This is a genomic window from Cryobacterium sp. TMT1-2-1, from assembly GCF_004403955.1.
Lineage (GTDB): Bacteria > Actinomycetota > Actinomycetes > Actinomycetales > Microbacteriaceae > Cryobacterium > Cryobacterium psychrotolerans.
Genome location: NZ_SOHC01000042.1, coordinates 39,611 through 65,753 on the forward strand (window position 1 = coordinate 39,611; position 26,143 = coordinate 65,753).

Sequence of the window (26,143 nt, forward strand, 5' to 3'; positions counted from 1 at the left end):
TCCGCAGGACGCTGGCCGACTAGAGCTGTTCGCGTTCGCGCGGGTGGGGCCGCGCCGAACGCGCGGAAGCCACGAGTGTCCCCGGCAAGCCTTAAGCTGAAGCAAATGAGTGTCTCGGGTGGAAGTCTCGTTGCGACCAGAAGGTCGGTGACCTTCGCCGTCGACGGCGCCCCGCCTTCCGGCAGCGTCGACATCCTCATCGACGGGCACCGCGTCTGGTCGACGACACCGACCGACCCGGATGTGTACGGCCGCATTCGCCTGCACTGGCCTGCCGCCCTGGTGCCGTACATGAAGGGCCGCGCCACGATCTCGGTGCAGGACTCCGGCACCGGGGAGACGATCGCCGGCGCCGTCGGACAGATCGGGCGATCGACCTCGCCACTGGTTGTGGCCAACGACCAGGGGCACTGGCTGGCCGTCAACAAGTGGCAACGCATGGGCACATCGTTCGAAGGCGACGACTCGGGAATCCGCGGGCGGCTGCTCACCCGGTCGAAGGTGCTCGTCGATCAGCTCGAACACCTCGGCTACGTCGCCTGTATCACCGGGGGCACGCTGCTGGGAGCCGTGCGCCTGGGGGACATCCTGGCCAACGACGACGACATCGACCTGTCCGTGCTGCTGACCAACTCGCATCCCTCCGACCTCTCCCTCGACAGCTACCGCCTCGAGGACCAGCTCGGCGATCTCGGCTACATCGTCGTGCGGCACAGCAACGCGCATCTGCAGGTGACCTTCCTGCACGACAACGGAGAGATCGACTGCTACGTCGACATCTTCAGCGCCTTCTTCCGCAACGACGAGGAGTTCTGCCAGCCGTTCCACGTGCGATCCAACGTGCCCCGCACGTCGATCACCCCGGTGGGGTCGCGGGAGCTGGGCGGCGTGTCCTTCCCCGTTCCGGCCGTGCCGGAGGACTGGCTCGCCAGTTGCTACGGTCCCAACTGGGAGACGCCGGACCCCTCGTTCCGGTTCGCCACACCACCCGCCACGCGTCGCCGGTTCGACAGCTGGTTCGGCAGCCAGGACATGAACCGCGTCTACTGGGAAGAGGCACACGGCCGAGCGGCTGATCGCCGGCAAGCCGGCGGCGACGCGCTGCACGTGGCCGAGATGGCCCGCCTGCTGCCTGTCGGCGCCCCGGTCGTGGATCTGGGCTGCGGAAGCGGCATCAACACCGAAGCGATCGCAGCGCAGGGGCGCGACGTCATCGGCGTGGACTACAGCTTCCGGGCGCTCGCGCTCGCCCGTGGATCGATCGCGCCCGACACGGTCGACCTGCGCTACCTCAACCTGTACGACCGACGCCGGATGCTCGAATTCGGTGCCGAGCTCGTGCAATCCGGCCGCGTGTGGCACGTGAACCTCGGCCAGGTGCTGGCCGGACTCACCCGGGAGGGTCGCGAGAACGTCTTCCTCCTGCTGCGCCTGGTTCTGCGCGAGGGCGCGGTCGCCGTGGCCACCTTCGACACCAGCTATGCGGCGTGGCGCTACAGCGCCGACAACCCGGAAACCTGGCATCTTCCCGTGGACTGGCTGCGGGCCGAGGCAGGCAGACAGAAGCTCAGCGTCGAGATCGCCTCTACGTCATCCCGCCGCACGAAGCACGGGCGCCGCCGAACCGCAACGGTCGTGCTTCGACTCGCCACTCCCTCACGACAAGGTCAGAAGGAAAACTAATGGACAACTATTTCGGCCGGATTCTCGCCCGCCTCGCTCCGCGTTCCACCAAGGTGCGCGGCGTCGACAACGCGGACCTGAGCCGACGACTGGTGGTCTGCGAAGCCGAGGTGCTGGAGCTTCGCCGGGAGGTCGATGAGCTCCGAATGGACAGCCTGCGCATCGCCGAACTGTACGACCTCGTGTTCGAGCGATTGAAGTCGGAAGCGCCGGTTAGCAGCTAGCAGCTAGCGCCTAGCAGCTAGCCGCGTCGCCGGCGCACGTCGATGACCTGCCCGGTGATGTCGGTGATGAGGGCGTCGATGGAGGCCAGGGCGACCTGTTCGGGCGTGAGCAGCGTGTCGTCGGGCTCCGCGCCGAAGGCCTGAACCCGCATGGCGGTCTTGGTGCGCTCCGGGTTGATGCAGTTCACGCGCACCCCGTGCTCCTGCCACTCCTCGGCCAGCGACTGGGTGAGGTTGACGGTCGCGGCCTTCGTGGCCGAGTACATGCCGTAGTTGGCCCGTCCGCGGGTGTACGAGCTCGACGCGAAGTAGAGCAGCTGGCCCTGGGATTCCTTCAGGTAGGGCAGTGCCGCCCGGGCGATGATGATCGGGCCGAGGAGGTTCACATCGAGCATGTTCTCCACCGCCTCCTGCGTGAAGTCCTCGACGTTGCCGACTTCGAGGATCCCGGCCGAGTTCACGACGTAGTCGATTCGGCCGGACTGCCGGTACACCTCGCTCAGGGCGAACTCGACGTCCTCGTGCTTCTCCACGTGCGTGTCCGTGGTCGACCGGCTGAACGCGAAGACGTCTGCGCCGTAGAGCTGCGCCGCCTCGAAGATGCTCAGGCCGATGCCGCTGTTGCCACCGAACACGACGACGGTCTTGCCCAGCATCGCCTTCTCCCGGTCCGCGGCCTCGAAACCCGCGGGATCGGCGGACTTGAGCTGGAAGAGCTTGTCGGCGATGAACACATCGATGCCCTGGGTGATCTTCATGTTCTCGTCCGCGCCGGCCACGACGAAGATCGGCACATCCGGGGCGTAGCGCAGCACGACGCTGCAGTCGTCGGTCGCGACGAAGTCGGGGTCGGTATTGGCGGCGGCATACGCCCGGCGAATCGTGGAGAGCAGGAACCCCTGCGGCGTCTGGCCGCGGCGCAGGTGGTCGCGCACCGGCACGTCGGTGATGACGTCACCTCCGTGGGCCACCTCGATGATCGTGTCGGCGGAGGGGATCGCGGTGTCAACCGCGGCATAGCTGTCGAGGGCTTCGACGCAATCCTGGAGGATGCGGTGGTTCACGAACGGGCGAACCGCGTCGTGGAACAACACCTTGAGCTCGGCGTCGCCCAAGTGGGCAAGGGCCAGCTGACTGGTCTCGTTGCGCGTGGCGCCGCCGGGCAGAATCGTCGTCAGCTTCGGGTATTTGCCGGTGACGGTGAGGTCGCGGACGGCGCCGAGGTGGTCGGGTTCCATCATGACGATGATCTCGTCGACCAGGGGCGAACCGTGCACGGCCCCGATGGTGTGCTCGATGATCGTCTTGCCGGCGATCCGGGCCAGCTGCTTGGGCATGCCCAGCCCGGCGCGCACGCCGATTCCGCCGGCCAGGATCACCGCGACCGTGCGGAGCGTGCCGTCTGTGCGGGGTGGTGTGGAGATGCTGAATCCTGTCCGGTGGTCTCGTGGCTGGGGCGGTTCGGCCCGGCATCCATCGACAAATCGTAGCGCTCGCGGAGCGCGGGGGAGCGCGCACACAGCATTGCACGGCAAGATAGAGGGGTCCCCGCCCTGAGTTCCACCCCGAGTTCCTCCCCGAGAGCACATGCCTCCAGCACCCACCCCGCCGCGCGTCGTCGCGGTCGTCGTCGCCTATAACCGGCGCGACCTGCTCCTCGAAGTGCTCGGCGCCCTCGCGGTGCAGCACACGGCGCTGGCCAAAATCGTCGTCATCGACAACGCGTCAACGGATGATTCCGCCGCCGTCGCCGCGGCGGCGGGGCCCCTCGTCGACCTGGTCGTGCTCGAGCGGAACACCGGCGGCGCCGGCGGGTTCGCCGCCGGCCTGGCCGTCGCCCTCGAACGGCACTCACCGGACTGGGTCTGGATGATGGACGACGACACGATTCCGACCGCGTCGGCGCTGACCGAGCTGCTGGCCGCCGTGTCCGGAACAGACGCGGTCGTGGCCGGGTCCCGGGTGATCTGGACCGACGGCACCGACCACCCGATGAACACGCCGCGCGAAAAACCGTTCGTGTCCCGGGCGGAGCGCAAGGCCGCGGCCGACCGGGGCCTGCTCGCCGTGCGCAGCAGCTCCTTCGTCTCCATGCTGGTGCGCGCCGACGTCGTGCGGGCGGAGGGCCTGCCCCTGGCCGACTACTTCATCTGGAACGACGACTTCGAGTATTCGACCCGGCTGCTCCGAGGCCGCCGGGGCGTCTTCGTGCCCGGCAGCGTCGTCGTGCACAAGACCAGGGCGCTCGCCTCCACCGACATCGACCCCGGCCCCCGCTTCTACTACGAGGTGCGCAACAAACTCTGGATGCAGCGCGCGTCCCGGAGCCTCAACCCGGGAGAGAAGCTCCTGTACGGAGCGTCGACGCTGCGCAGGTGGGTGCGCACCTTCATCCGCTCGGCCGACCGCGCCTTGCTCAGGGACGGGCTCTCGCGCGGACTCGCCGACGGCCTGCGCACCCGACCGCGCCACAACGCGGTCTCCCTGGCCGGGCTCGGCCCGGTGACGGATGCCGTGCGGGCCCTCGAGGGGCCCCATGACTGATGGCCCCCTGACCGGCGCGCACCCGACCGGCACCCCCGTGCCCGGCGCATCCTTTTCGCTCCTGCTGCCCGTCTACCGCGGAGACACGGCGGCGCATTTCGCGAAGGCGTTCACCACCAGCGTGCAGGGACAGACGCTCCCGCCGAGTGAGGTCGTCATCGTGCAGGACGGCCCGATCGACGACGCCCTCGCCGCGGAGATCGGCCGCGTCGTGGCGGCAAGCCCGGTGCCGGTCGTGCACCACGTGCTCGAGCGCAACGTCGGGCTGGCGAAGGCGCTCACCGCGGGCCTCGCGCTCTGCGCGCACGACATCGTCGCGCGGATGGACGCCGACGACATCTCCCTGCCCGGCAGGTTTGCCGCGCAGGTTCCCCTCATCGACGGCGGGCTCGACCTGGTCGGCACCGGGATGCTGGAGTTCCTCGACGAGGCCGGCCGGATCGTCGGCCGCCGGGTGCCGAGAACCGGACAGGCCGAGATCGAGCGGTACGCGCGGTTCCACGATCCGTTCAGCCACCCCACCGTGGTCTACCGCCGCTCGGCGGTCTCGGCGGCGGGCGGCTACCAGAGCCTCGGCATGATGGAGGACTACTGGCTGTTCGCCCGGATGATCGCGGCCGGCGCCCTCGTCGACAACATCCCGGACCCGCTGGTGATGTACCGCGTGGGCGACGGGGCCTACGCCCGGCGCGGCGGCCGCGCCCAATGGGACAGCGAGCTCATGCTGCAGAAGGCGCTTCGGCGCATCCGTTTCACCACTCGCGGCCAGTATCTGCGCAACGTCGCCGTGCGCGGCCTCTACCGGTATGTGCCGGAGCCGGTGCGCCGTTTCGCGTATCGCAGATTCATCGCCCGCGGCGGCGCTCTCAGCGAATAAACAGCGTTCTCCCCGAATTGGGGGTAGACCCTGACCCCCTCTATTTGGCCCCCGGGCGGGGCAATCCTGCCGATCTCTGTGATGCTTCATAGGATCAGTCATTGCGCGCAACCCTGCGGCAATCGACCTTCGGGGGGAATCGTCCATCATGCGAACCACACTGCGACGCGGCGCGGCCAAGTCGATCGGCCTCGTTGTCGCGGTGTCATTGCTGGTCTCCATCGGCCTCGTGGCCACCCCCGCGCAGCCCGCTGAAGCGGCCAACGGCGCCGATTTCAACCCCGGCATGATCATCAGCGACGCGATCTTCTACAACGGCCGGACCATGACCGCGGCCCAGGTGCAGACCTTCCTGAACGGGAAGGTTCCCAGCTGCTGGAGCGGTTACACCTGCCTGAAGAGCTACCGCGAGTCAACGAAGAGCCAGACGGCCAAGAGCGAAGGCTGCGCGGCCTACGCCGGCCAGCTGAACGAAACCGCCGCCTCCATCATCGCCAAGGTCGGCATCGCCTGCGGCATCAACCCCAAGGCCCTCCTCGTGCTGCTCGAGAAGGAGCAGGGGCTGGTCACGGGGACGCACCCCACCGCCAGCATCTACCGCAAGGCCACCGGCTTCGGCTGCCCCGACACGTCCGTCTGCGACTCGCTGTATTACGGCTTCTTCAACCAGGTGTACCAGGCCGCCTACATGTTCAAGAAGTACCAGGCCCGACCCGCGTCCCGCGGTTACGTCGCCGGCCGGTACAACACCATCCTCTGGCACCCCAACTCCGCCTGCGGCAGTTCCTCCGTGTACATCCAGAACCAGGCCACCGCCGGCCTCTACATCTACACCCCGTACCGCCCCAACTCCGCGGCGCTCGCGAACATGTACGGCACCGGCAACTCCTGCTCCGCCTACGGAAACCGCAACTTCTGGCGGCTGTTCACCGACTGGTTCGGCTCCACGACCGGCGGCTACGCCACCTCGTCCTCGCTGGCCAGCCTGGACTCGACCACCATCGGCCTGCTGGGCATGGCCACGGATGAGCCGGTCAAATACCCCGACGGCGGCATCGGCCAGGCCTTCCAGTACGGCTGGGCCTACTGGCACAGCGCGACCGGCGCGTTCCGCACCACGGCTAACGTGGGCCGCTCCTACATCGCCCTGAAGGGGCCGAACGGCATCCTGGGTTACCCGATCACCAACCCGAAGACCGAGCCGGGTTCCGGCGCGAGCCAGGCCTTCCAGAAGGGCTGGCTGTACTACTCGCCGACGACGAGCATCCACCTGGCCTCCGGCCCGGTCGGCCGGTCCTACGCCACCCTGGGCGGTCCGGTCGGCGTGCTCGGCTTCCCGATCGCCGCGGCGAAGGTCGAGCCGGGCGGGGGAGCGAGCCAGAACTTCCAGAAGGGCGCCCTGTACTGGTCGCCGACCACGAGCATCCACCGGCTCTCCGGGGCAATCGCCACGGCGTACAGCTCCCTCGGCGGTCCGGCCGGCGTGCTCGGGTACCCCCTGGCGGCCCAGGTCGTCGACGCCTCCGGCACCAGCAGCCAGCTGTTCCAAAAGGGAACCCTGTACTCCTCGTCGACCCTCGGCACGAAGTATGTCCTGACCGCGCTGGGTGGCGAATACGCCAAGCTGGGCGGCGCCGCAGGAACCTACGGCCCCCCGACCGAGAACACGACCACGTACCCGGATGGCGGACAGGGGCAGCGCTTCCAGAAGGGCTGGCTCTACCTGTCGACGGCCACCGGGCTCGACGCGACGGTCGGCAAGATCGGCGAGACCTATGCGAAGTCGGGCGGCCCCGTCGGTCCCCTGGGCTATCCGCTTGCCCCGCAGAAGTCCGAGCCGAACAGCGGCTTCAGCCAGGCCTTCCAGAATGGCACGCTCTACTGGTCTCCGACCCAGGGCGGCTACTACCTGCTCGCAACGATGGCCGACCAGTACCTCACGGTCGGCGGCGTCGCGGGGAAGTACGGCCACCCGATCAGCAACACGACGGTCTACCCGGATGGCGGACAGGGCCAGCGCTTCCTGAACGGGTCGCTGTTCTGGTCCGCGGGGACCGGGCTCGATGCGACGGTCGGCCTCATCGACAACTCCTACCGGGCGCTGGGCGGCCCCGGCGGGCGCCTCGGTTACCCGCTGGCGGCGCAGAAGTCAGAACCGGGCAGCGGGCTCAGCCAGGCGTTCGAGAAGGGCACGCTGTACTGGTCGCCGACGCGCGGCATCCACTATGTGCTGAAGCCCATGGCCGACGAGTACCTCGCCGCCGGCGGGGTCGGCGGCACGTTCGGCCACCCGATCAGCAGCACCACGGTCTACAAGGACGGCGGGAGCGGCCAGCGCTTCGTGGGCGGCTGGCTCTACTATGGGGAGGCGACCGGGCTCGACGCCGTCGTCGGCAAGATCGGCTACTCCTACGCGGCGCTCGGCGGCCCCGGCGGGCGCCTCGGTTACCCGCTGGCGGCGCAGAAGTCGGAACCCGGCAGCGGGCTCAGCCAGGCGTTCGAGAAGGGCACGCTGTACTGGTCGCCCACGCGCGGCATCCACTATGTGCTGAAGCCCATGGCCGACCAGTACCTCAAGGTCGGCGGCGTCGGTGGCAGGTGGGGTCACCCGACCAGCAGCACGACGGTCTACCCCGACGGCGGGAACGGCCAGGCCTTCGTGGGGGGCTGGCTCTACTACGGGGCGGCGACCGGGCTCGACGCCGTGGTCGGCAGGATCGGCTACTCCTACGCGGCGCTCGGCGGCCCCGGCGGTCGCCTCGGCTATCCGCTGGCGGCGCAGAAGGCGGAACCCGGAAACGGGCTCAGCCAGGCCTTCCAGAAGGGCACCCTGTACTGGTCGCCCACGCGGGGCATCCACTACGTGCTGAAGCCGATGGCCGACCAGTACCTCACGGTCGGCGGCGTCGCGGGGAAGTACGGCCACCCGATCAGCAACACGACGGTCTACCCGGATGGCGGACAGGGCCAGCGCTTCCTGAACGGGTCGCTGTTCTGGTCCGCGGGGACCGGGCTCGATGCGACGGTCGGCCTCATCGACAACTCCTACCGGGCGCTGGGCGGCCCCGGCGGGCGCCTCGGTTACCCGCTGGCGGCGCAGAAGTCAGAACCGGGCAGCGGGCTCAGCCAGGCGTTCGAGAAGGGCACGCTGTACTGGTCGCCGACGCGCGGCATCCACTATGTGCTGAAGCCCATGGCCGACGAGTACCTCGCCGCCGGCGGGGTCGGCGGCACGTTCGGCCACCCGATCAGCAGCACCACGGTCTACAAGGACGGCGGGAGCGGCCAGCGCTTCGTGGGCGGCTGGCTCTACTATGGGGAGGCGACCGGGCTCGACGCCGTCGTCGGCAAGATCGGCTACTCCTACGCGGCGCTCGGCGGCCCCGGCGGGCGCCTCGGTTACCCGCTGGCGGCGCAGAAGTCGGAACCCGGCAGCGGGCTCAGCCAGGCGTTCGAGAAGGGCACGCTGTACTGGTCGCCCACGCGCGGCATCCACTATGTGCTGAAGCCCATGGCCGACCAGTACCTCAAGGTCGGCGGCGTCGGTGGCAGGTGGGGTCACCCGACCAGCAGCACGACGGTCTACCCCGACGGCGGGAACGGCCAGGCCTTCGTGGGGGGCTGGCTCTACTACGGGGCGGCGACCGGGCTCGACGCCGTGGTCGGCAGGATCGGCTACTCCTACGCGGCGCTCGGCGGCCCCGGCGGTCGCCTCGGCTATCCGCTGGCGGCGCAGAAGGCGGAACCCGGAAACGGGCTCAGCCAGGCCTTCCAGAAGGGCACCCTGTACTGGTCGCCCACGCGGGGCATCCACTACGTGCTGAAGCCGATGGCCGACCAGTACCTCACGGTCGGCGGGGTCGGCGGCAAATTCGGTCACCCGATCAGCAGCACGACGGTCTACAAGGACGGCGGGAACGGCCAGCGGTTCGTGGGCGGCTGGCTGTACTACGGGGCCGCGAGCGGGCTCGACGCCGTGACCGGCATTGTCGGCGCGTCGTACTCCGCCCTCGGCGGGCCGAGTGGTGTGCTCGGTTACCCGGCCGCGGCCGGCAAGGTCGACGCAAAGGGCGGGACTAGCCAGGAGTTCGCCAACGGCTGGCTGGTCTGGTCGTCCGCGACCAGCATCGACCGGGTCGCCCGCGAAATCGGCGAGTACTACTACTCCAACGGCGGGCCGGCCGGCAAGCTGGGCTATCCGCTCGAGAGCACCAGGGTCGTCTCGCCCGGGGTGCTCGAGCAGGCGTTCCAGGGCGGACGCGTCCGGTGGACGACGGCAGGAGGAGCGGTCACGTTCTGAGTTGATCGGACGGCGGCATAGGATGGGCGGGGTGTCCACTCCACCCCGCATCCTCTGCATTTCGTTCTCGAATTTCCTTGCCGACTCCCGCGTGCTCCGGCAGCTGGAGGTCCTGCGGAAATTCGGTTCGGTGACGACGATCGGGTACGGCGAGGCCCCGCCCGGCGTCGCCGAGCACATCCGGGTCGACTCCGCACTGCCGTCCCTGCCGCAGACCCCGCTGGGGGTGCTCAAGCTCGCCGTCAGGGCCTACCGCTCGGTCGTGTTGGACGCCCCGGCGATGCAGAGCGCTCTGAAGCTGCTCGCTGGGCGGGAGTTCGACCTGGTTGTCGCCAACGAGGCGCGGGCGCTTCCGCTGGCGCATCGGATAGCCCAGGGCGCACCGGTCTGGGGCGATATGCACGAATGGGCTCCGGAGGAACGTACCCACGTGCTGTCCTGGCGTCTGCTCGTGGCCCCGTTCATGACCTGGGTCTGCGCCCGGTACCTGCCGGGCACGACGGTCGTGTCGACGATCAACGGCTCGATCGCGAAGCTCTACGAGGAGCAATTCGGCGTGCAATCGCGCATCGTGAGGAACGCCATCGGGTTCCAGGACCTGTCGCCGTCCCCGATGCAGGAGGGGCGCATCCGCCTGGTGCACAGCGGCGGCGCCGTTCCAGGGCGGAGCATCGAAACCCTGATCGAGGCCACCAAACGCCTTGACGACCGCTTCACCCTCGACCTCTACCTGGTGAAGGCGCGCGGCAGCGACAGCTACTGGAACTCGCTCGTCGCCCTGGCGTCCGAGTCGGACCGCGTGCACGTGCACGACCCGGTGGCGCCCGCCGACCTGCCGCGCGTGCTCAACGCCTACGACGTGGGCGTCTTCGTGCTGCCGCCGCGCACCACCAACCACAGGCTCATGCTGCCGAACAAGTTCTTCGACTTCGTGCAGGCGCGGCTGGCCCTGGTCTTCAGCCCCGCGGTCGAGACGGATGTCCTGCTCCGCGAACACGACCTCGGCCGTCTGACGGCGGGCTTCAGCGTCGACGACCTCGTTGCCGTGCTGCGCGACCTGACCGAGCAGGACGTCGCCCGGTACAAGGCGAACGCGCATCGTGCGGCCGAGGTGCTCAACTCACGCGAAGACGAGCGGGCCCAGGAGCAGATCCTTACCGAGCTGCTCGCCCCCGTGCACTGACGACGAGGGTCGGATAGAGCGCGGCCAGCCGCCGGTAGGCGAGTTCGGTCTCGTGGGTGCGGGCAATCCACGCGGGGCCCGCCTTCGTGTCCCGGATGCCCGCGGCGAGGTCCGAGAGCAGCGTGGCGGCCACGGCCTCGGGGTGCTCGAACGCGTCGGCGCCTCCGCCCACGGGCGGGGCGTCCGGGTAGAGCCCGGGCCGGAGCGGAACGTAGACCGGCACGCCGATGCCGAGGGCCTCGAGCTCGCTCGACCCGATCATGCCGGCGCTCTGGCCGACCACGGCCGTGGACGCGGCGATGAAGTCGAGGTACCGATCGTGCGGCATCCGCGGCACCAGGCGCACGCCGGCCGCGCGGGCCGCAGCTGCGCCGGGACCCCAGTCGAGGCCGGTGACCTCGTACCCCGGCGGGAGGCCGCGCACGAGCTCCCGGGCGATGGCGAGGGCATACTCGAGCCCCTTGACGTCTTCCCAGCGGGAGCAGAAGAAGACCCGGCGCTCGGGGGCCTCGGCCGGTGCGGGCAGCGCCGAGAGGGTCACGGGCACCGGGAGGTAGATCGCGTCGGGGCGGTGCGGCAGGATGTGCTCGGCCAGGTCGGGCGTCGAGTAGACCACGGCCCGCGCCTTTCGCACCCCCCAGAGGATGGAATCGCGCCAGGCCGGGTCGTACTGCAGGGTGCGGATGTCGGTCCCGTGCAGGTGCAGCACGAACGGCTTGGGCACGAACCGGGTGTGCTTGAGCATCGCCCCCGAGTGCACGTGGAGCAGGTCCACCCGGGCCGCCGCCAGGGCCAGCCGGGCCACCCAGGCCGCCCCGCGCGCGGCGAAGCGGAGGCGGCCGATCGGGCCCGACCACCCCGGGTCGGCGACCGCCCTGGGGAAGAAACGCCAGGGCTGGCCGTCGCGCGCGGCGCGCTCGAGGATGCGCTGCCCCGTGAACGCGGCATCGTTCACGTAGAGCACGCGCACCTTCGGCTGGGCCGCGCCCACGGTTACGGCCGTCCGATGACCCGGTAGGTCACGCCGGCCCAGGCCTCGGCCGAGCTGACCCGCCGGCCGTCGATGAACGCGGTGATTCCGGGCAGGTCGGCGGCGCCGAGCGTGCGGTACTCCGCGTGGTCCGCCTGCACCACGGCGGCGTCGACGGGCTCGCCGAGGTGGTACGGGGTGAACCCGAGGGACACGAGCTCGGAGTCGTCGTAGAGGGGGTCGTGCACGAGCACCTCGGCGCCGCGGGACTCGAGGGCCTTCACGGTGTCGAACACACCGGAGAAGGCGGTCTCCTTCACGCCGCCGCGGTAGGCGGCTCCCAGCACGACCACGCGAGCGCCGCGCACGTCGCCGTAGGCGCCCTCGAGCAGGCCGATGGTGTACTCGGGCATGGCCAGGTTCGCCTCGCGTGCGGCCCGCACGACCGTGGCATCCGGGTCGTTCCAGAGGTAGAGGCGCGGGTACACGGGGATGCAGTGTCCGCCGACGGCGATGCCGGGCTGGTGGATGTGGCTGAACGGCTGCGAGTTGGAGGCTTCGATCACCTTGTAGATGTCGATCCCGGACTTCTGGGCGAAGCGGGCGAACTGGTTGGCCAGGCCGATGTTCACGTCGCGGTACGTGGTTTCGGCGAGCTTGGCCAGCTCGGATGCCTCGGCGGAGCCGAGGTCCCAGACACCGTTCGGGCGGGGGAGCTCGGGGCGCGGGTCGAAGTCGAGCACCGCTTCGTAGAACTCGATCGCCCTGGCCGTGCCGGCGTCGGACAGGCCGCCGATGAGCTTCGGGTACTTGCGGAGGTCCTCGAAGATCCGGCCGGTCAGCACGCGCTCCGGGGAGAACACGAGGTGGAAGTCGCTGCCCTCGGTGAGGCCGGAGATTTCCTCGAGCATGGGCTTCCAGCGGTTGCGGGTCGTGCCGACGGGGAGGGTGGTTTCGTAGGCGACCAGGGTTCCCGGCGTCAGGTGCTCGCCGAGCGAGCGGGTTGCGGCGTCCATCCAGCCGAAGTCGGGGCGCGCGTCGGCGTCCACGAAGAGGGGAACGACGAGCACGACGGCGTCGGCGCCGGTGACGGCATCCGCATAGTCGGTCGTGGCCCGGAGCCGGCCGGCGGGGACCAGCTCGGAGAGAAGCTCCTGGAGGTGCGCCTCGCCGGGGAACGGCTCCTGGGCGGCGTTGACGAGTTCGACGGTGCGGGGGTTGACGTCGACCCCGACCACCTCGTGGCCCTTGGACGCGAACTGGACGGCGAGGGGCAGGCCGATCTTGCCCAGCGCGATGACGGCGATCTTCACAGGAATTCTCTCTTCTTCTCTCACTGTCCCGGGCTACGGGGCAGCACAACCGGTTACTTCGTACAGTTTCAAGCCAGCGTCCTCGGCGACAACCGTGAGCACGCTGGAGTCTTCGACGGCGGTGATGCCACCGTACTGGTCGGCCCGCTCGTCTTCGGCGAAGACGTACCGGTCACCGAAGTCGAGCACGTAGTCGACGCCGAGGGCGGCGGCGGCGGCACAGGCGGCCGGGGTGCCCTGGGCCAGGCCTTCGGCGAGGTCGCGGTACGACTGGGGGTAGCTGCCGCCGACGTGCGGGAAGAGGGCGGCGCGGCCGGTGTACGCGTAGACCAGCGAACTGCCGTTCCACGGGTTGCCGGCGATGACGCCGCCCTCGGGCACGATCCGGCCGACCTCGGCGAGGAAATCCCGTTCCGCGGTGCCGAGCAGGGGACTCGTGTCGCTCATCCGGTAGGTCGCCGCCAGGTTGGAGCGCGCGGCCTGGATGTTGCCGAGCTGGGTGCCGGCCACCGCGATGGCCACCAGGGCGACGGCCACGGCGGCCGAGACGCCGCGGGTGGCGGCCGGGGTCCGGCTTCCGGGCAGTATACGATCCGCCCCGCGCTGCGCGAAGCGGATGATCGCGAGCAGTCCCTGCACGGCCAGGGGCACCGCCACAATGGGCAGGAGCGCGGCGAGGCGGAAGGAGTCGTTGTACCAGAGACCGGTGATCGCGTCGCGGAGAGCGCCCTCGGGGCCGCCGTTCGCGACGGCGAACAGCAGCACGGCGACGGCCCAGGAGGCGCTGAGCCAGAGGAGGCGTCGACGGAACAGGGTGATGACCACGCCGGTGAGCACGACGATGGACGCGGCGAAGCCGAGGGTCAGGTTGCCGGGACCGGCCAGGGCGGCCTCGGCGATCGAGACCAGGAACGGCCGGTCGGGCAGCCAGGCGTTGTCGCTGGTCGCGACCCGGGTCCAGAGGAAGGCTTCGAGGGCGAATGCGGCCGCCAGGGCAATGACGGCAGCCAATATCGGGCCGCCGGAGCGGGGTTCCCGGCGACGGCGACGCACGAAGACGACGCAGGCCTGCACGAGCAGCGGCGCGCTCAGGGCGAAGAGACTGAACAGGGCGTTCGGGTGGGCGATGCTCATCCCCAGCACCACCCAGGCGGTGAGCAGCCACAGCGCCACCGGCTTCAGCGTGGCGGCCGAGTCCTGCCTCAGCGCCATGACCAGGAGCCCGAGAGCGATCGGGACCAGCGCGACCGCGAGCAGGTTGGGGTAGAGCACCCCGAAGCCCAGCAGCACGATCGGGAACGACGCGAAGGCCGCGCTCATGGCCCCGGTCAGCACCAGGGCGAGGTGCCCAGGGCCGAAGAGCGCCCGGGCGAGGAAGATGCAGGCCACAGGCCAGACGAACGCCGCAGTGGCCACGGCGACGGCGTTCGTGGCCACCACGACCCCGGCGCCGGTGAGCTGCACCACGAGGGCGACGATGGCGTGCCACGGCGTCGGGTAGAAGGATCCGCTCGAACCGGGGGTCGACATCGTCATGTTGATCGGTGACGCGTCCCCGGTGTCGAGCACCCACTGCACCGCATTGAGGTGGAAGATCGCGTCGTAGGTTTGCGACGGGGTGTCCGCCTGAACGATGGCGGGCAGCACCGACAGGGCGACCAGGGTGCCGCCGAGGGCGACGGCTGCCAGGCTCCAGCCGAAGACCGAGCCCCACTCCCGGGGCCCCGGGAGCGGCGGCAGCACGAAGAAGCGGCGCAGCGCGAACCCGATCGCGGCCAGCGGCAGGGAGACCAGGAACGGGGCCAGGAGGTTCCAGGGCAGCCCGACCAGGGGCGCAACGACCGAGGAGAGCGCCACCGCCGACACGGAGCTCGCGACGCTCAGGCCGAGGAACGTGATGCCCCGCGCGCCGACCGCCCACGCGAACGGCGCGCCGATCAGCACGACCGTCAGCACGGCCACGGTCAGCGCGGGGATCGCCTCAAACCAGCTCACGAGTCACGCCTCCGGCCGCGCCGGGTCACTCGTCGTCGCCGGCCGAACCGGACTGCAGCGCCGCCGTTCCCGCGAAATGCGGGCGAAGCTTGTTCTCGAACATCGTCAGGGCCGACCCGATGGCCATGTGCATGTCGAGGTACTTGTAGGTACCCAGGCGGCCGCCGAAGAGCACATCCTTCTCGGCCTTGATCGCGGGGCGGTAGGCCAGGAGCCGCTCGCGGTCCTCGACGGTGTTGATCGGGTAGTACGGCTCGTCGCCGCTCTGGGCGAAACGAGAGAACTCGCGCATGATCACGGTCGCGTCGCGCGGGTAGTCGCGTTCGGGGTGGAAGTGCCGGAACTCGTGGATGCGCGTGTACGGCACGTCGAGGTCGGGGTAGTTCATCACGCTGGTGCCCTGGAAGTCGCCGGTCGGCAGCACCTCCTCTTCGAAGTCGAGGGTGCGCCAGGACAGCTCGCCCTCGGAGAAGTCGAAGTAACGGTCGATCGGGCCGGTGTAGACGACGGGAACCTGGCCGGCGACGTTGTTCTTGCTGAACTCCTGCGAGTCGTCGAAGAAGTCCGTGTCGAGCCTCACATCGATCTTCGGGTGGTCGGCCATCCGCTCGAGCCAGGCGGTGTAGCCGTCGACCGGGAGGCCTTCGTGCGTGTCGTTGAAGTAGCGGTTGTCGTAGGTGTAGCGCACCGGCAGCCGGGAGATGATCTCGGCCGGCAGGTCCTTGGGGTCGGTCTGCCACTGCTTCGCCGTGTAGTTCTTGATGAACGCCTCGTAGAGGGGACGCCCGATCAGTGAGATGCCCTTGTCGTTGAGGTTCTCCGGGTTGGTGCCGGCGAACTCGGCCGACTGCTCCCGGATGAGCGCGCGCGCCTCGTCCGGGCCGTAGGACGAGCGGAAGAACTGGTTGATCGTGCCGAGGTTGATCGGCATCGGGTACACCTCGCCCTTGTGGCTCGTGTACACCTTGTGCTGGTAGTTCGTGAAGGCGGTGAACCGGTTCACGTACTCCCACACCCGCTCGTTGGAGGTGTGGAAGAGGTGCGAGCCGTAGCGGTGCACCTCGATGCCGGTCTGGGGCTCGTTCTCGCTGTACGCATTGCCGCCGATGTGGCTGCGCCGGTCGATGACGGTGACGTTCAGGCCGACTTCGCGGGCACAGCGTTCGGCGATGGTGAGGCCGAAGAAGCCGGACCCGACGACGACGAGGTCGGTATTCACAAGACTCTCCATGGATCGGGGGACATTACAGGATACGTGGCGGGCGCGTGGGGAATGCCTGAATGGTCACGACAGCCCGCCCCCGGTGAGCACGGCTTCGGCGGCCAGGTTGCCGACGGCGCGGAGGGAGGCGTTCTGTTCGGTCCAGGCCACGCGGTGCGCGCGCAGGCGGGCGGCTTCCCCGGACTGGTGCGCTTCGAGGGCGCGGATCATCGCGTCGCCGACGGCGTCGACCGTGAACTCGGCGTGTTCGCCCAGCCCGTTGTCGCGCACCAGGGCGGCGCCGCTGCCCACGCCGGCGAAGACGACGGCGGTGCCGCAGGCGGCCGCGGCGTACGTCTTGGTGGGCCGGGCGAAGTCATAACCCAGGCCCGGGGCGATGCTCACCAGGGCCGCGGCGGCCCCGCGGAGCCAGGTGGCCGCCTCGCTCGGCGCAATCACACCGCCGAAGAACACGCTTCCCGGCGCGAGTTCGGCGGCTCGCCGGCGCAGCTCGGCCTCGGATGCGCCCTGGCCGAAGAAGCGCAGCTGAGCGTCGGGGAACCGCGCGAGCACCCGCGGCATCGCGCGCACGAAGATGTCCGCGCCCTGCCATTCCGACATCGTGCCGGTGTAGATCAGGTAGGGGTGCGTGCTCTCGGCGACGGGTCCGTCGGGGGTGAAGACCGTGGTGTCGACGCCATTGCCGACGGTGGCGATCTTCGCGGCGTCGACGCCGAACTCGCGGATCCGCACGGTGACCTCGTCGGAGATCGACAGCACCGTGGAGGCGTGGCGCATCACATGGCCCTCGAAGGCGCGCATCAGGGAAATGACCAGTCGCGGCGACTTGAGCGCGGTCAGGCCATCGGTCCAGATGTCCGCCGCGTAGTACGCGTACGGGCGGCGCTTGAGCCTGCTGATCACGGACACGACCGCTCCCGTTGTCGGGGGCGCCTCCGACACGGCGATGTCGTACCGGGACACGAGCAACCGCAGCACGAGCGGGATGTCGAAGCTCAGGTACTGCAGGTACCCGCGCACGTTGCCGCCGGCGTCGCGCAGCACGGGGAAGCGCGACAGTTCGAGGTCGTCGCGGTCAGCGGCCGCGGTCGGGGCCGTGGCCGGCGGGGTCGTCGTGATGACGCGCACCCGGCAGGAGCGGCGAAGGAATCCCGAGGCAAGTTCGTTCAGGCGGAATGCGCCCGCACTGACCTCCGGCGGGAACAGCCGCGTGGCGATGACCACACGTGTAGGTTTCGCCATGGCTCAGTCCGTCAGCAGACGAGTTTCTCCCGTGATCGCCGACTCGACGACCGCTTCGGCCACGCGCAGCGTCGCGAGACCCTCGCGCATGGTGACGATGTTCTGGGAGATGCCGAGGATCGCGTCGCGGAACGCCTCGTGTTCGGAGCGGAGCGGCTCCCGCTTGGTCAGGGCAAAGCGGGTCATCGACCCCTCCGTGACGCCGCGGAACGCCGCGACGGACTCCCACTCGGTGTTGATGGTGCCGTTCGCGAAGAACGTGAGGTCGGCGCTGAGGGTGTCGGCGACGAACGATCCGCGCTCGCCCGTGACCACGGTGACTCGCTCCTTGAGAGGGGAGAGCCAGTTGACGATGTGGTTGGTGATGATGCCGTTGGCGAGCTGGCCGATCGCGGACACCATGTCCTCGTGCGGGCGGCCGCTGCGCGTCGTGGTGTGGGCGGACACGCTGCGGTACGGCGACTGCGCGAGCCAGGCGGTCAGGTCGATGTCGTGCGTGCCGAGGTCCTTGACCACGCCCACGTCGGCGATGCGGGCCGGGAAGGGGCCCTGCCGGCGGGTGGCGATCTGGTAGATGTCGCCGAGCTCGCCGGCGGCCAGGCGGCGGCGCAGGTCCTGCAGGGCGGGGTTGAAGCGCTCGATGTGGCCGACGGCACCGACCAGCCCGCGCTGCTCGAACGCGGCGGCGATGCGTTCCCCGGCGTCGCCGGTGCTCGCGATCGGCTTCTCGACCAGGGTGTGCACGCCGGCGTCCGCCAGTTCGAGAGCGACGGCTTCGTGGTAGCCGGTCGGCACGGCCACGACCGCGGCGTCGATGCCGGCGGCGATGAGTTCGGTGACCGTGGGCAGCACGGCGAGGCTGCCGCCGACGCCGTGCGGGTCACCCTGGGGGTCGGCGATGGCGACCAGGTCGACGCCGTCGAGCTCCCGGATGACGCGGGCGTGGTGCCTGCCCATCATGCCGAGGCCGATGAGTCCGATGCGGAGGTTGGCCATTATGATCCTGCCTTCGCAAGTGAGTTGACGGCGGTGACGATGCGCTCCAGGTCGTCTTCGGACAGCGACGGATGCACCGGCAGGGAGAGCACCTCGCGGGAGGCCCGCTCGGTCTCGGGCAGATCGCAGACGAGGTTGAACGAGGGCAGGCGGTGGTTCGGGATCGGGTAGTACACCCCGGATCCGATGTTGAATTCCTCGCGCAGCGCGGCGGCGAATCCGTCACGGTCGTCGGTGACCCGGATCGTGTACTGGTGGTAGACGTGCGTGATGCCGGGCCCGACGAGGGGAGTCTTCACACCCTCGAGGTTCGCGTCGAGGAACGCGGCGTTCCGCTGCCGGGTCGCGGTCCAGCCGAGCACCTTGCGCAGCTGCACGCGGCCGATGGCGGCGTGGATGTTCGTCATCCGCGCGTTGAAGCCGACGAGTTCGTTCTCGTACTGCTTCTCCATGCCCTGGTTGCGGAGCAGCCGCAGGCGCCGTTCGACCTCGGGGTCGCCGGTCGAGACCATGCCGCCCTCGCCGCTGGTCATGTTCTTCGTCGGGTAGAGGCTGAACATCCCGAACGTGCCGAAGGTGCCGACCTTCCGGCCGTCGACGGCGGCGCCGTGCGCCTGCGCGGCGTCTTCGAACAGGCCGAGGCCGTGTTCGGTGGCGAGGTCGCCGAGGGCGGCGACGTCGGCCGGGTGCCCGTAGAGGTGCACCGGCATAATGCCCACGGTGCGGGAGGTGATCTTCCGCGCCACGTCCTTCGGGTCCAGGCAGAAGTGATCGGGTTCGATGTCCGCGAAAACGGGGGTGGCACCGGTCAGGGCGACCGAGTTGGCGGTGGCCGCGAAGGTGAAGGAGGGCACGATGACCTCGTCGCCGGGGCCGACGCCGGCGGCGAGGAGGCCGAGGTGCAGCCCGGAGGTGCCGGAGTTCACGGCGACCGCGGCGCGGCCGTCGAGGAGCACGTCAGAGAACTCGCGTTCGAATTCGGCTACCTCGGTGCCCTGGGCGAGCATGCCGGAAAGCAGCACGGCGTCGACCGCGGCGCGCTCCTCGTCGCCGATGATCGGGCGTGCGGCCGGGATGAATTCGGTCATGACAGTGCCTCTCGCAATACGTTGTTCTCTTCGATGTAGCGGGTGCCGGTCTCCGGGCAGACCCACGCGTCGGCGTCCTGGACGAGCGGAACCCCCGCCTTGCCGACCCAGCGGATGCGCCGCGCCGGGACACCGGCGACCAGCGCGAACGCCGGGACGTCCCTGGTGACGACCGCGCCGGCGGCGACGGTGGCCCAGCGGCCGATGGTGACCGGGGCCACACAGACCGCGCGGGCGCCGATCGAGGCCCCCTCCTCGATGGTGACCCCGACCGGGGTCCAGTCGTGGGCGCTCTTGAGCGACCCGTCGGGGCTGATCGCCCGCGGGTAGGTGTCGTTGGTGAGCACGACGGCCGGGCCGATGAACACGCCGTCGGCCAGGGTCGCGGGCTCGTACACCAGCGCGTAGTTCTGCACCTTGCAGTTGTCGCCCATGGTCACGCCGGTGCCGATGTAGGCGCCGCGTCCGACGATGCAGTTGTCGCCCATCCGAACGTCTTCGCGCACCTGGGCCAGGTGCCAGACCTTGCACTCCTCGCCGAGGACGGCGTTGTCGGCGACATCAGCGGTTGCGGCAATGGTAGTCACGGAGAGGAATCCTTTCACGGCGCTTTCGCGGCACCGTTCACTGGTTTTTTTGAGGCGCCGAGCGTCACGGCTCGGGGCGAAAATCGCCGGAAGGTCGTTCCTGGAGGCCTTCGAGCCGCTCCAACCTTACCTTTTGCAGCGCGGACTCTTCTGCCAGCACCCGGGTCTTGTCTTCCAGCCCGGTCAGTTCGGAGCTGTGCTGCAGGCTCACCAGGAAGAGAATCACGATGCTCACGAAGAACACCAGGTTGGTCGGCACCTCGACCCCGAGCAGGTCGGCCAGGGCGGTGAGGGTGGCCGGGAAGATGCCGAGGACCAGGGCGAGGAGCGCCGCGACGAACCACCACACCGCGTGGCGCTCGCGCAGGCGCCGCCGGCGGAGCAGCTCCACGACGGTGAACAGGGCGATCAGGGCGGAGACGATCCCCAGGATGTAGGTTGCTGTGCTCACGTGGTGACCTCCGGCGGGACCTTCACATGCGGGCGCATCAACGCGAAGAGGAGCGCGATGCACGCTCGCCCCAGGTAGACGGCCGCCTTGAACGGATGGTGCGAGGGATTGCCGGCCTGGCGCGGGCGCATGGAGACGGGAACCTGGCTGATCCGCAGTTTGGCGCCGGCGGCGATCACCAGGGCCTCGAGCGTGTCACCGAGGTACTCGGCCGGGAAGTGCTCGGCGAACAGCGCGACGGCGCGCGGGCCGTTGGCCTTGAAGCCGCTGGTCACGTCGGTGAGCGGAACACGGCTGATCCGGCTGATGATCCTGGCCAGCACGACCATCGCCCAGAGCCGGGGGCCGCGGGCGTCGTAGTCCCCGGTGCCCGCGAAACGCGCGCCGATCACGATGTCGTTGGAGTCGAGCTTGTCGATCAGGGAGAGCACATTGCGCGGGTCGTGCTGGCCGTCGGCGTCGATTTGAACGACGTTGCGGTATCCGTGGGCGACAGCGAACTTGAACCCGGCGCGCATCGCGCCTCCGACGCCCAGGTTGAAGGGCAGGTCGAGAACCGTCGCGCCCGCGTCGAGGGCGCGCTGCCGGGTGGCGTCGGTCGAACCGTCGTTGACGACGAGGCAGCGGATGCCGGGAAGCACCTCCGCGATCTCGCGGAGCACCTCCCCGACCGAACCCTCTTCATTGAAAGCGGGCAGCACCAGCAGGGTCTGCTGCGCGTGTGCCGGCACGCCCGGGCTAGCCATGCGGGCGGGAATCCTTGAGCACGGTGCGCGCGGAGGGCAGGCCGTACACGGCGGCCGCGTCCCGCGCGAGGGAGGAGTGCACGCTCTTCCAGGCGGTGAGGATCGAGTCGCGTTCGACGGCGACGATCAGCCCGGCCTCCCGCAGCGCCTGGCGGGCCGCGGGGCTCCGTCGCACCGCACGCCACATGCGGCTGCCGCCGTCCCACGGGGTGAGCCGGAAGAGGTTGCGGCCGGCCGCCGACCCGGACAGGGCGCGCTGCACGCTAAGGCGGAGCCGCCCGGAGAGGGTGCCCGAATCGTCATGGCCCACGGCGATGCTGGGCGCCTCGCCGGCTCCCGCCTCCCAGCAGAGCACCGTGAGTTCGGGTCGCGCATCGGCGGGCAGGTCGTCGAGGCCCAGTTCGGCCAGGCTCTTGAAGATCGAACCGGAGGGGCTCACGAGTACGACGCGGTTCATCGCGGGGCCTCACTTTCGGACGCGGTGGTGTCGTGCGGGGCGCCGAGGGCCCGGATGCGGGGCAGCAGCTGGTTGGACCGTTCGTACTGCGCGGCCCAGTCCTGCACGGCGTGGCGTTCGCTGCTCGTCTGGTTCACGGCGCGTTCGGCCAGGGCGATGAGCGTGGCCGCGATCGCCTCGGCGCTGAGATCCGGTGTCGCGATCCAGGCCGCGGAGTCCTCAAGGATCTCGGTGGCGGCATTGCCCGGGTCGTGGATGGACGCGACCGGAAGGCCGGTGGCGCAGTACTCGAAGACCTTCCCGCTCGTCACGTACTTGCCGGTGCCGAGCACGAGCAGGAGGGCGTCGAAGGAATGGTAGGTGTCCGCGATCTCGGACTTGCCGACCGGGCCCAGGTACCGGATGCCCTGCTCACGGAACTCGGAGAGGAGGGCGAGGATTCGATCGTTCGGGATCCCGGAGTGGTCGAGGTAGCCGTAGATGTCGATCCGGGAGGAGGCCAGCAGCGGGGACCGGCTCCGGGCCAGGGCCCAGCCGTCGAAGAGCTCCCGCATGGGCACGTGGGCGGAAATCGTGCCGATGTAGCCGAGCACGAGCCCCTGCTCCCGGCCGGGGCGGGGCTGGTCGGAGAACTTCGCCATGTCGGCGTCGTACCCGTTGGCCACGACGTGCATTTTTTCGGCGTGCGCCGGGTAGATCTTCGCGTGCCAGGCGCGGATGGGTTCGTTGACGAACCAGACCTCCCTGGCGCTCTCGACCAGTTCGGTCTCCCAGGTGTCCTGCGGGCTCCCGGGAGGGGTCAGTCGCCGGCCGGAGAACACGTCGAGCTGCCAGGCGTCGCGGTAGTCCATGACGTACGGAACACCGAAGTCCTTGTGCAGCCGGAGGCCGGGGGTGAAGTCGACGTGCGGGTTGGCCGTGCCGATGGTGAGGCCGACCGGGTTGGCCCGGTGGATGCGCACGGCCGCCTCCTCGAGGGGAGTGCGCCAGCCGCCGTAGGTCCCCTCGGGGAACGAGCGGATGTCCTTGCGTGCGCGGTACCCGTTCCACAGCTCCGGGGCGTGGGCCCTCCAGAAGGACCAGGTGCGGATGTCGGTCTGGTAGGCGCCGCTGGTGAACGGCACGCGCACGACGGTGATCGACGGGTGGATCTGGGCCTCCAGCGTGCTGTCGATCCCGGTGCCCATCGTGAAGGTCTCGCGGTTGGCCGTCAGCACGGTGACCCGCCAGCCCTTCTCCGCGAAGGCGTTCGCCGTCGCGAGGGCACGGTAGACCCCTCCGCCGCGGCAGGGAGGGTATCCCCAGGCGACGTAGAGAAGGTGAGGCGCGTCCTGCTTGGTCATCTGTCCTGTCCGTTCGCGTGTTGCACCTGGTCGCCCGCCGATCGGGTCACAGCGGCAGGCCGCGGTACATGTCCGCCAGCCGGGCGGCGAGCATCGAAGCGTCGTGGGTGCCCAGCATCCAGGCCGGCCCGCCGAGGGCCCGCGAGGCATCCTGGGGTTGTTCGAGCGCGGCCAGGGCCGCGGTAACGAGCTCCACGGAGGTTTCCGCCGTGATCACGGGGGTGGTGGTGTCGTAGGCCGGGTGCAGCGGCATGACGACGGGCACCCCGATGCCGATGGCCTCGAGTTCGCTGGTGGCCACGACGCCCGCGGCCTGGCCGGCGACCACATGCGCGCCGGCAAGCCAGCGGAGGTACTCGGGCTTGGGCATCCGGGGCATGATTTCCACCCCGGCCTCGCGCGCGGCGCCGGCGGAGTCTCCCCAGTCCAGCCCCTGCACGCGAACGGCGCCGCCCGCCCGCGCGACGAGGCCGCGGGCGATGTCGAGCTGGAAGTCGGCGTTCTTGGAGCCGTCCCAGCGGGAGGCGAACACGATTGTCGGTGTTTCGGCCGGACGCCAGGCGGGCAGCGCCGGCACGTCAACCGGGATCGGGAAGTAGACGGCATCCGCGCGCGCCTGGATGGCGTGTTCCCTGAGGTCCGGCGTCGAGTAGAGCACGGCCTGCGCGGTGGCGGAGGCGCTCAGCATCACGTCGTGCGCGTAGGGCTGGTGGAAATGGTGACGGATGTCGGTGCCGTGGAAGTGCAGCACGTACGGCCGACGAGGCCACAGCTGCAGGTACGAGGTGCGCCTGCCGTAGTGCAGGTGGATCAGGTCGGAGGGGAGCAGGTCGATGATCCGGCCCGCATGCCAGGCCAGGGCGCCGGCGTACTTGCGCACGGGGTTCGAATCGTGGCTCAGGTCGCGCACGTTGCGGTAGCGCCAGTCGAGACCCGCCTCGCGGCCCTTCGCCGCGAGCAGCTTGCCGACGTCGGCCGCATCGAAGAGGTGGGTGACCGTCAGGTCCTTCTTCACGACTGGGCCTCCGGGGAGAGTCCGGCCAGGGCGGCCTGCGCGGCGAAGTCGGGAACGGCGTTGACGACTTCCTGGAAGGTGCCGCTGGCCTCGAGCCGGCCGTCCTTGAAGAAGAAGACGATGTCGGCGTGCCGGATCGTCGCCAGCCGGTGGGCGACGGTGATCACGGTGAGGTGCCCGACGAGGGCCTTGATCGCCTGGGTGACGGCGGCCTCGGTCGCGGTGTCGAGGGCGCTGGTGGCCTCATCCATGACCAGCACGCCGGGGTCGGGGTAGAGGGCCCTGGCGATGCCGAGCCGCTGCCGCTGGCCGCCGGAGAGGGCCATGCCGCGCTCGCCGATGGGGGCTTCGACTCCGCCCTCCCTGGCGTCGACCATGGAACTGAGCTGGGCGCGGTCCAGGGCGGTCACCACGCGCGCGGGCTCGACGTGCGCCGGGTCCCAGCTGAGGGCCACGTTCTGGGCGATCGACGCGTCGAAGAGGGCAACCTCCTGCGGCACGTAGCCGATTGAGGCGCGCCAGGCGTTGAGCACCGAGGTGAGCGGCTGCTGACCGACCGTGATGGTGCCCGACGTCGGGATCAACAGGCCGAGCAGGATGTCGACCAGCGTCGACTTTCCCGCGCCGGAGGCGCCGACGATGGCGACATGGGATCCGGCCGGGATGTTCATGCTCACCCGGTCCAGTGCGGGGGAATCCGCATCGGGGAAGCTGAAGCTCACCTCGTTCAGCGTGATGTCGCGCTCCGACGCCGGGGGGAGGACGGCGGTGTCGTCCGGGGTGATCTCGATCTTGCGCTGTTCCGCCTTGGCGATCTCGTCCAGCACCAGTTCGGCGAACGACGCGTTCGAGTGCATCTGGGACAGGATCGCCTGGAACCGGGTGAGCGAGGGGACGATGCGGAAACCGGCAACGGCGAACAGGGCGATCGCGCTGACCGCGCCGGTCTGGCCGCCGGTGATCCAGCCCATGCCGCCGACGAGGATGAAGCCGACGATCAGTGCCGATTCGAGGATGTAACGCGGGACCACGCTCAGGAAGGACAGGGTGGCACGCGACCGCGAGGCCTCCAGCCGGTTGCCGTGGACGGCCTGGCCGATGCCGGCCGTGGCGCCGCGGAGCGTGATCTCCTTGAGCGTCGCGACCGCTTCGGTGATCAGGCGGGAGGTGTAGAACGAGTACTCGCGGTTGCGCCGTCCGTGCAGCACGGCCTTCCGGGTGATCACCCGGGAGAGGAACAGGGCGATCAGGCCGAGGTAGACGATCGTGAGCGCGGCCGTCGACGGCTGGGCGATGGTCAGCACCAGCAGCACCGCGGCCGTGGACACGATCTCGCCGGCCAGGCTGCTCGCCGGGATGAGCACACCGTAGACGGTCGTGTTGACCCCGGCGTCGACCGAACGCACGATGTCGGCCGAGTTCATCCGGAGCCGCTCGACCCACGGCGTGCTCATGTACGCGGCGAACAGCTTGTCGCCGATGGCGACCTCGTGGTTCGCGAAGCGCCGAGTGCCGATCCGCACGACGAGCATGTTCAGCAGGGACTTCAGCACGATGGCGCCGGCGATGATCGCGAGGATGACCGTGTACTGGCCGACCTCCGAGATGGTGACGCCGAGCACCGGGATCGTCGTGGGCTTGTTCGAGATCATCCCGGGGAGCACGACGGCGAGGAGGCCGAGGGAGACGATGTCGAGCACCGAGAGGGCCATCGTCGCGCCGGTGTACCGCACGAGGAAGCGTTTCGAACCGGCGGGAAGCGCATTGAGCAGGTTTCGGACAATTGTGTACAAGGTCATTGCGGGGGCGGTCCTCCCTGGACTTGCGGCAGTGAGCGCTGGACTTGCGGCAGTGAGCGCATCCGACTCATCCTAGTTTGCTCAGCGGGAATGACCGTCTTCCGGTTT

Annotated in this window: 21 protein-coding genes; 6 read left to right on the top strand and 15 right to left on the bottom strand. The window is 69.6% G+C overall.

Going from position 1 to position 26,143, the window contains the following annotated elements; all coding sequences use genetic code 11:
* Positions 1–147: 147 nt before the first annotated feature.
* Complete coding sequence (locus tag E3T33_RS07420; RefSeq protein ID WP_134575059.1) at positions 148–1,683, top strand: class I SAM-dependent methyltransferase; 1,536 nt, start codon at positions 148–150, stop codon at positions 1,681–1,683.
* Positions 1,683–1,907, top strand: coding sequence for a hypothetical protein (locus E3T33_RS07425; RefSeq protein ID WP_134575060.1), 225 nt, complete (start codon positions 1,683–1,685; stop codon positions 1,905–1,907). The genes E3T33_RS07420 and E3T33_RS07425 overlap by 1 nt, the downstream gene beginning before the upstream one ends.
* A gap of 17 nt (positions 1,908–1,924) precedes the next feature.
* Here the strand turns inward: E3T33_RS07425 and E3T33_RS07430 are convergent, their stop codons facing one another.
* The gene (locus E3T33_RS07430; protein ID WP_166784435.1) at positions 1,925–3,286 is read right to left on the bottom strand and encodes a bifunctional cytidylyltransferase/SDR family oxidoreductase; all 1,362 of its coding nucleotides are present in this window, start codon (positions 3,284–3,286) and stop codon (positions 1,925–1,927) included.
* A gap of 208 nt (positions 3,287–3,494) precedes the next feature.
* On the opposite strand from E3T33_RS07430, the gene E3T33_RS07435 reads away from it, so the two are divergent.
* From E3T33_RS07435 to E3T33_RS07450, 4 genes are all read left to right on the top strand, one after another.
* Complete coding sequence (locus E3T33_RS07435) at positions 3,495–4,451, top strand: glycosyltransferase (protein WP_134575062.1); 957 nt, start codon at positions 3,495–3,497, stop codon at positions 4,449–4,451.
* A complete protein-coding gene (locus E3T33_RS07440) occupies positions 4,444–5,328 on the top strand; it encodes a glycosyltransferase (RefSeq protein WP_241982862.1) in 885 nt (294 codons plus the stop codon). The genes E3T33_RS07435 and E3T33_RS07440 overlap by 8 nt, the downstream gene beginning before the upstream one ends.
* Positions 5,329–5,476: 148 nt before the next feature.
* On the top strand, positions 5,477–9,628 hold the full coding sequence (locus E3T33_RS07445; RefSeq protein ID WP_134575063.1) for a hypothetical protein: 4,152 nt from the start codon (positions 5,477–5,479) through the stop codon (positions 9,626–9,628).
* Positions 9,629–9,659: 31 nt separating this feature from the next.
* Positions 9,660–10,811 (top strand): glycosyltransferase family 4 protein, encoded by a 1,152-nt coding sequence (locus E3T33_RS07450; RefSeq protein ID WP_166784436.1) that lies wholly within the window; start codon positions 9,660–9,662, stop codon positions 10,809–10,811.
* Here E3T33_RS07450 and E3T33_RS07455 read toward each other — a convergent pair.
* The 14 genes from E3T33_RS07455 to E3T33_RS07520 all read right to left on the bottom strand — a co-directional run bounded on the left by E3T33_RS07455 (position 10,783) and on the right by E3T33_RS07520 (position 26,035).
* Complete coding sequence (locus E3T33_RS07455) at positions 10,783–11,802, bottom strand: hypothetical protein (protein WP_134575065.1); 1,020 nt, start codon at positions 11,800–11,802, stop codon at positions 10,783–10,785. The genes E3T33_RS07450 and E3T33_RS07455 overlap by 29 nt on opposite strands.
* Positions 11,803–11,804: 2 nt before the next feature.
* The gene (locus E3T33_RS07460; RefSeq protein ID WP_092323125.1) at positions 11,805–13,094 is read right to left on the bottom strand and encodes a nucleotide sugar dehydrogenase; all 1,290 of its coding nucleotides are present in this window, start codon (positions 13,092–13,094) and stop codon (positions 11,805–11,807) included.
* A 33-nt stretch (positions 13,095–13,127) separates the two neighbouring features.
* The gene (locus E3T33_RS07465; RefSeq protein ID WP_134575066.1) at positions 13,128–15,089 is read right to left on the bottom strand and encodes a DUF6541 family protein; all 1,962 of its coding nucleotides are present in this window, start codon (positions 15,087–15,089) and stop codon (positions 13,128–13,130) included.
* A 25-nt stretch (positions 15,090–15,114) separates the two neighbouring features.
* A complete protein-coding gene (glf, locus tag E3T33_RS07470) occupies positions 15,115–16,308 on the bottom strand; it encodes a UDP-galactopyranose mutase (protein ID WP_134575067.1) in 1,194 nt (397 codons plus the stop codon).
* A 66-nt stretch (positions 16,309–16,374) separates the two neighbouring features.
* On the bottom strand, positions 16,375–17,553 hold the full coding sequence (locus E3T33_RS07475; RefSeq protein ID WP_134476351.1) for a glycosyltransferase family 4 protein: 1,179 nt from the start codon (positions 17,551–17,553) through the stop codon (positions 16,375–16,377).
* A 3-nt stretch (positions 17,554–17,556) separates the two neighbouring features.
* A complete protein-coding gene (locus E3T33_RS07480) occupies positions 17,557–18,549 on the bottom strand; it encodes a Gfo/Idh/MocA family oxidoreductase (protein ID WP_134476352.1) in 993 nt (330 codons plus the stop codon).
* A complete protein-coding gene (locus E3T33_RS07485) occupies positions 18,549–19,637 on the bottom strand; it encodes a DegT/DnrJ/EryC1/StrS family aminotransferase (protein WP_092323117.1) in 1,089 nt (362 codons plus the stop codon). The genes E3T33_RS07480 and E3T33_RS07485 overlap by 1 nt, the downstream gene beginning before the upstream one ends.
* Positions 19,634–20,224, bottom strand: coding sequence for an acyltransferase (locus tag E3T33_RS07490; RefSeq protein ID WP_134575068.1), 591 nt, complete (start codon positions 20,222–20,224; stop codon positions 19,634–19,636). Before E3T33_RS07490 ends, E3T33_RS07485 begins: the two co-directional genes overlap by 4 nt.
* A gap of 64 nt (positions 20,225–20,288) precedes the next feature.
* Positions 20,289–20,675: a DUF2304 domain-containing protein gene (locus E3T33_RS07495; RefSeq protein ID WP_092323116.1), complete on the bottom strand. Its 387-nt coding sequence runs from the start codon at positions 20,673–20,675 to the stop codon at positions 20,289–20,291.
* Positions 20,672–21,421, bottom strand: coding sequence for a glycosyltransferase family 2 protein (locus E3T33_RS07500; protein ID WP_092323114.1), 750 nt, complete (start codon positions 21,419–21,421; stop codon positions 20,672–20,674). Before E3T33_RS07500 ends, E3T33_RS07495 begins: the two co-directional genes overlap by 4 nt.
* The gene (locus E3T33_RS07505; protein WP_092323113.1) at positions 21,414–21,878 is read right to left on the bottom strand and encodes a hypothetical protein; all 465 of its coding nucleotides are present in this window, start codon (positions 21,876–21,878) and stop codon (positions 21,414–21,416) included. The genes E3T33_RS07500 and E3T33_RS07505 overlap by 8 nt, the downstream gene beginning before the upstream one ends.
* Positions 21,875–23,221, bottom strand: coding sequence for a glycosyl transferase (locus tag E3T33_RS07510; RefSeq protein ID WP_134575069.1), 1,347 nt, complete (start codon positions 23,219–23,221; stop codon positions 21,875–21,877). Before E3T33_RS07510 ends, E3T33_RS07505 begins: the two co-directional genes overlap by 4 nt.
* A 46-nt stretch (positions 23,222–23,267) precedes the next feature.
* Complete coding sequence (locus E3T33_RS07515; protein ID WP_092323109.1) at positions 23,268–24,236, bottom strand: hypothetical protein; 969 nt, start codon at positions 24,234–24,236, stop codon at positions 23,268–23,270.
* Complete coding sequence (locus E3T33_RS07520; protein WP_134575070.1) at positions 24,233–26,035, bottom strand: ABC transporter ATP-binding protein; 1,803 nt, start codon at positions 26,033–26,035, stop codon at positions 24,233–24,235. Before E3T33_RS07520 ends, E3T33_RS07515 begins: the two co-directional genes overlap by 4 nt.
* Positions 26,036–26,143 lie beyond the last annotated feature (108 nt).

Bases quoted from the DNA above. Each gene is read 5' to 3' on its own strand.
- E3T33_RS07505 (WP_092323113.1), bottom strand. From the start codon at position 21,878: ATGAACCGCGTCGTACTCGTGAGCCCCTCCGGTTCGATCTTCAAGAGC.
- E3T33_RS07475 (WP_134476351.1), bottom strand. From the start codon at position 17,553: ATGGCGAAACCTACACGTGTGGTCATCGCCACGCGGCTGTTCCCGCCG.
- E3T33_RS07485 (WP_092323117.1), bottom strand. From the start codon at position 19,637: ATGACCGAATTCATCCCGGCCGCACGCCCGATCATCGGCGACGAGGAG.
- E3T33_RS07440 (WP_241982862.1), top strand. From the start codon at position 4,444: ATGACTGATGGCCCCCTGACCGGCGCGCACCCGACCGGCACCCCCGTG.
- E3T33_RS07435 (WP_134575062.1), top strand. From the start codon at position 3,495: ATGCCTCCAGCACCCACCCCGCCGCGCGTCGTCGCGGTCGTCGTCGCC.
- E3T33_RS07480 (WP_134476352.1), bottom strand. From the start codon at position 18,549: ATGGCCAACCTCCGCATCGGACTCATCGGCCTCGGCATGATGGGCAGG.
- E3T33_RS07520 (WP_134575070.1), bottom strand. From the start codon at position 26,035: ATGACCTTGTACACAATTGTCCGAAACCTGCTCAATGCGCTTCCCGCC.
- E3T33_RS07445 (WP_134575063.1), top strand. From the start codon at position 5,477: ATGCGAACCACACTGCGACGCGGCGCGGCCAAGTCGATCGGCCTCGTT.
- E3T33_RS07510 (WP_134575069.1), bottom strand. From the start codon at position 23,221: ATGACCAAGCAGGACGCGCCTCACCTTCTCTACGTCGCCTGGGGATAC.
- E3T33_RS07425 (WP_134575060.1), top strand. From the start codon at position 1,683: ATGGACAACTATTTCGGCCGGATTCTCGCCCGCCTCGCTCCGCGTTCC.
- E3T33_RS07500 (WP_092323114.1), bottom strand. From the start codon at position 21,421: ATGGCTAGCCCGGGCGTGCCGGCACACGCGCAGCAGACCCTGCTGGTG.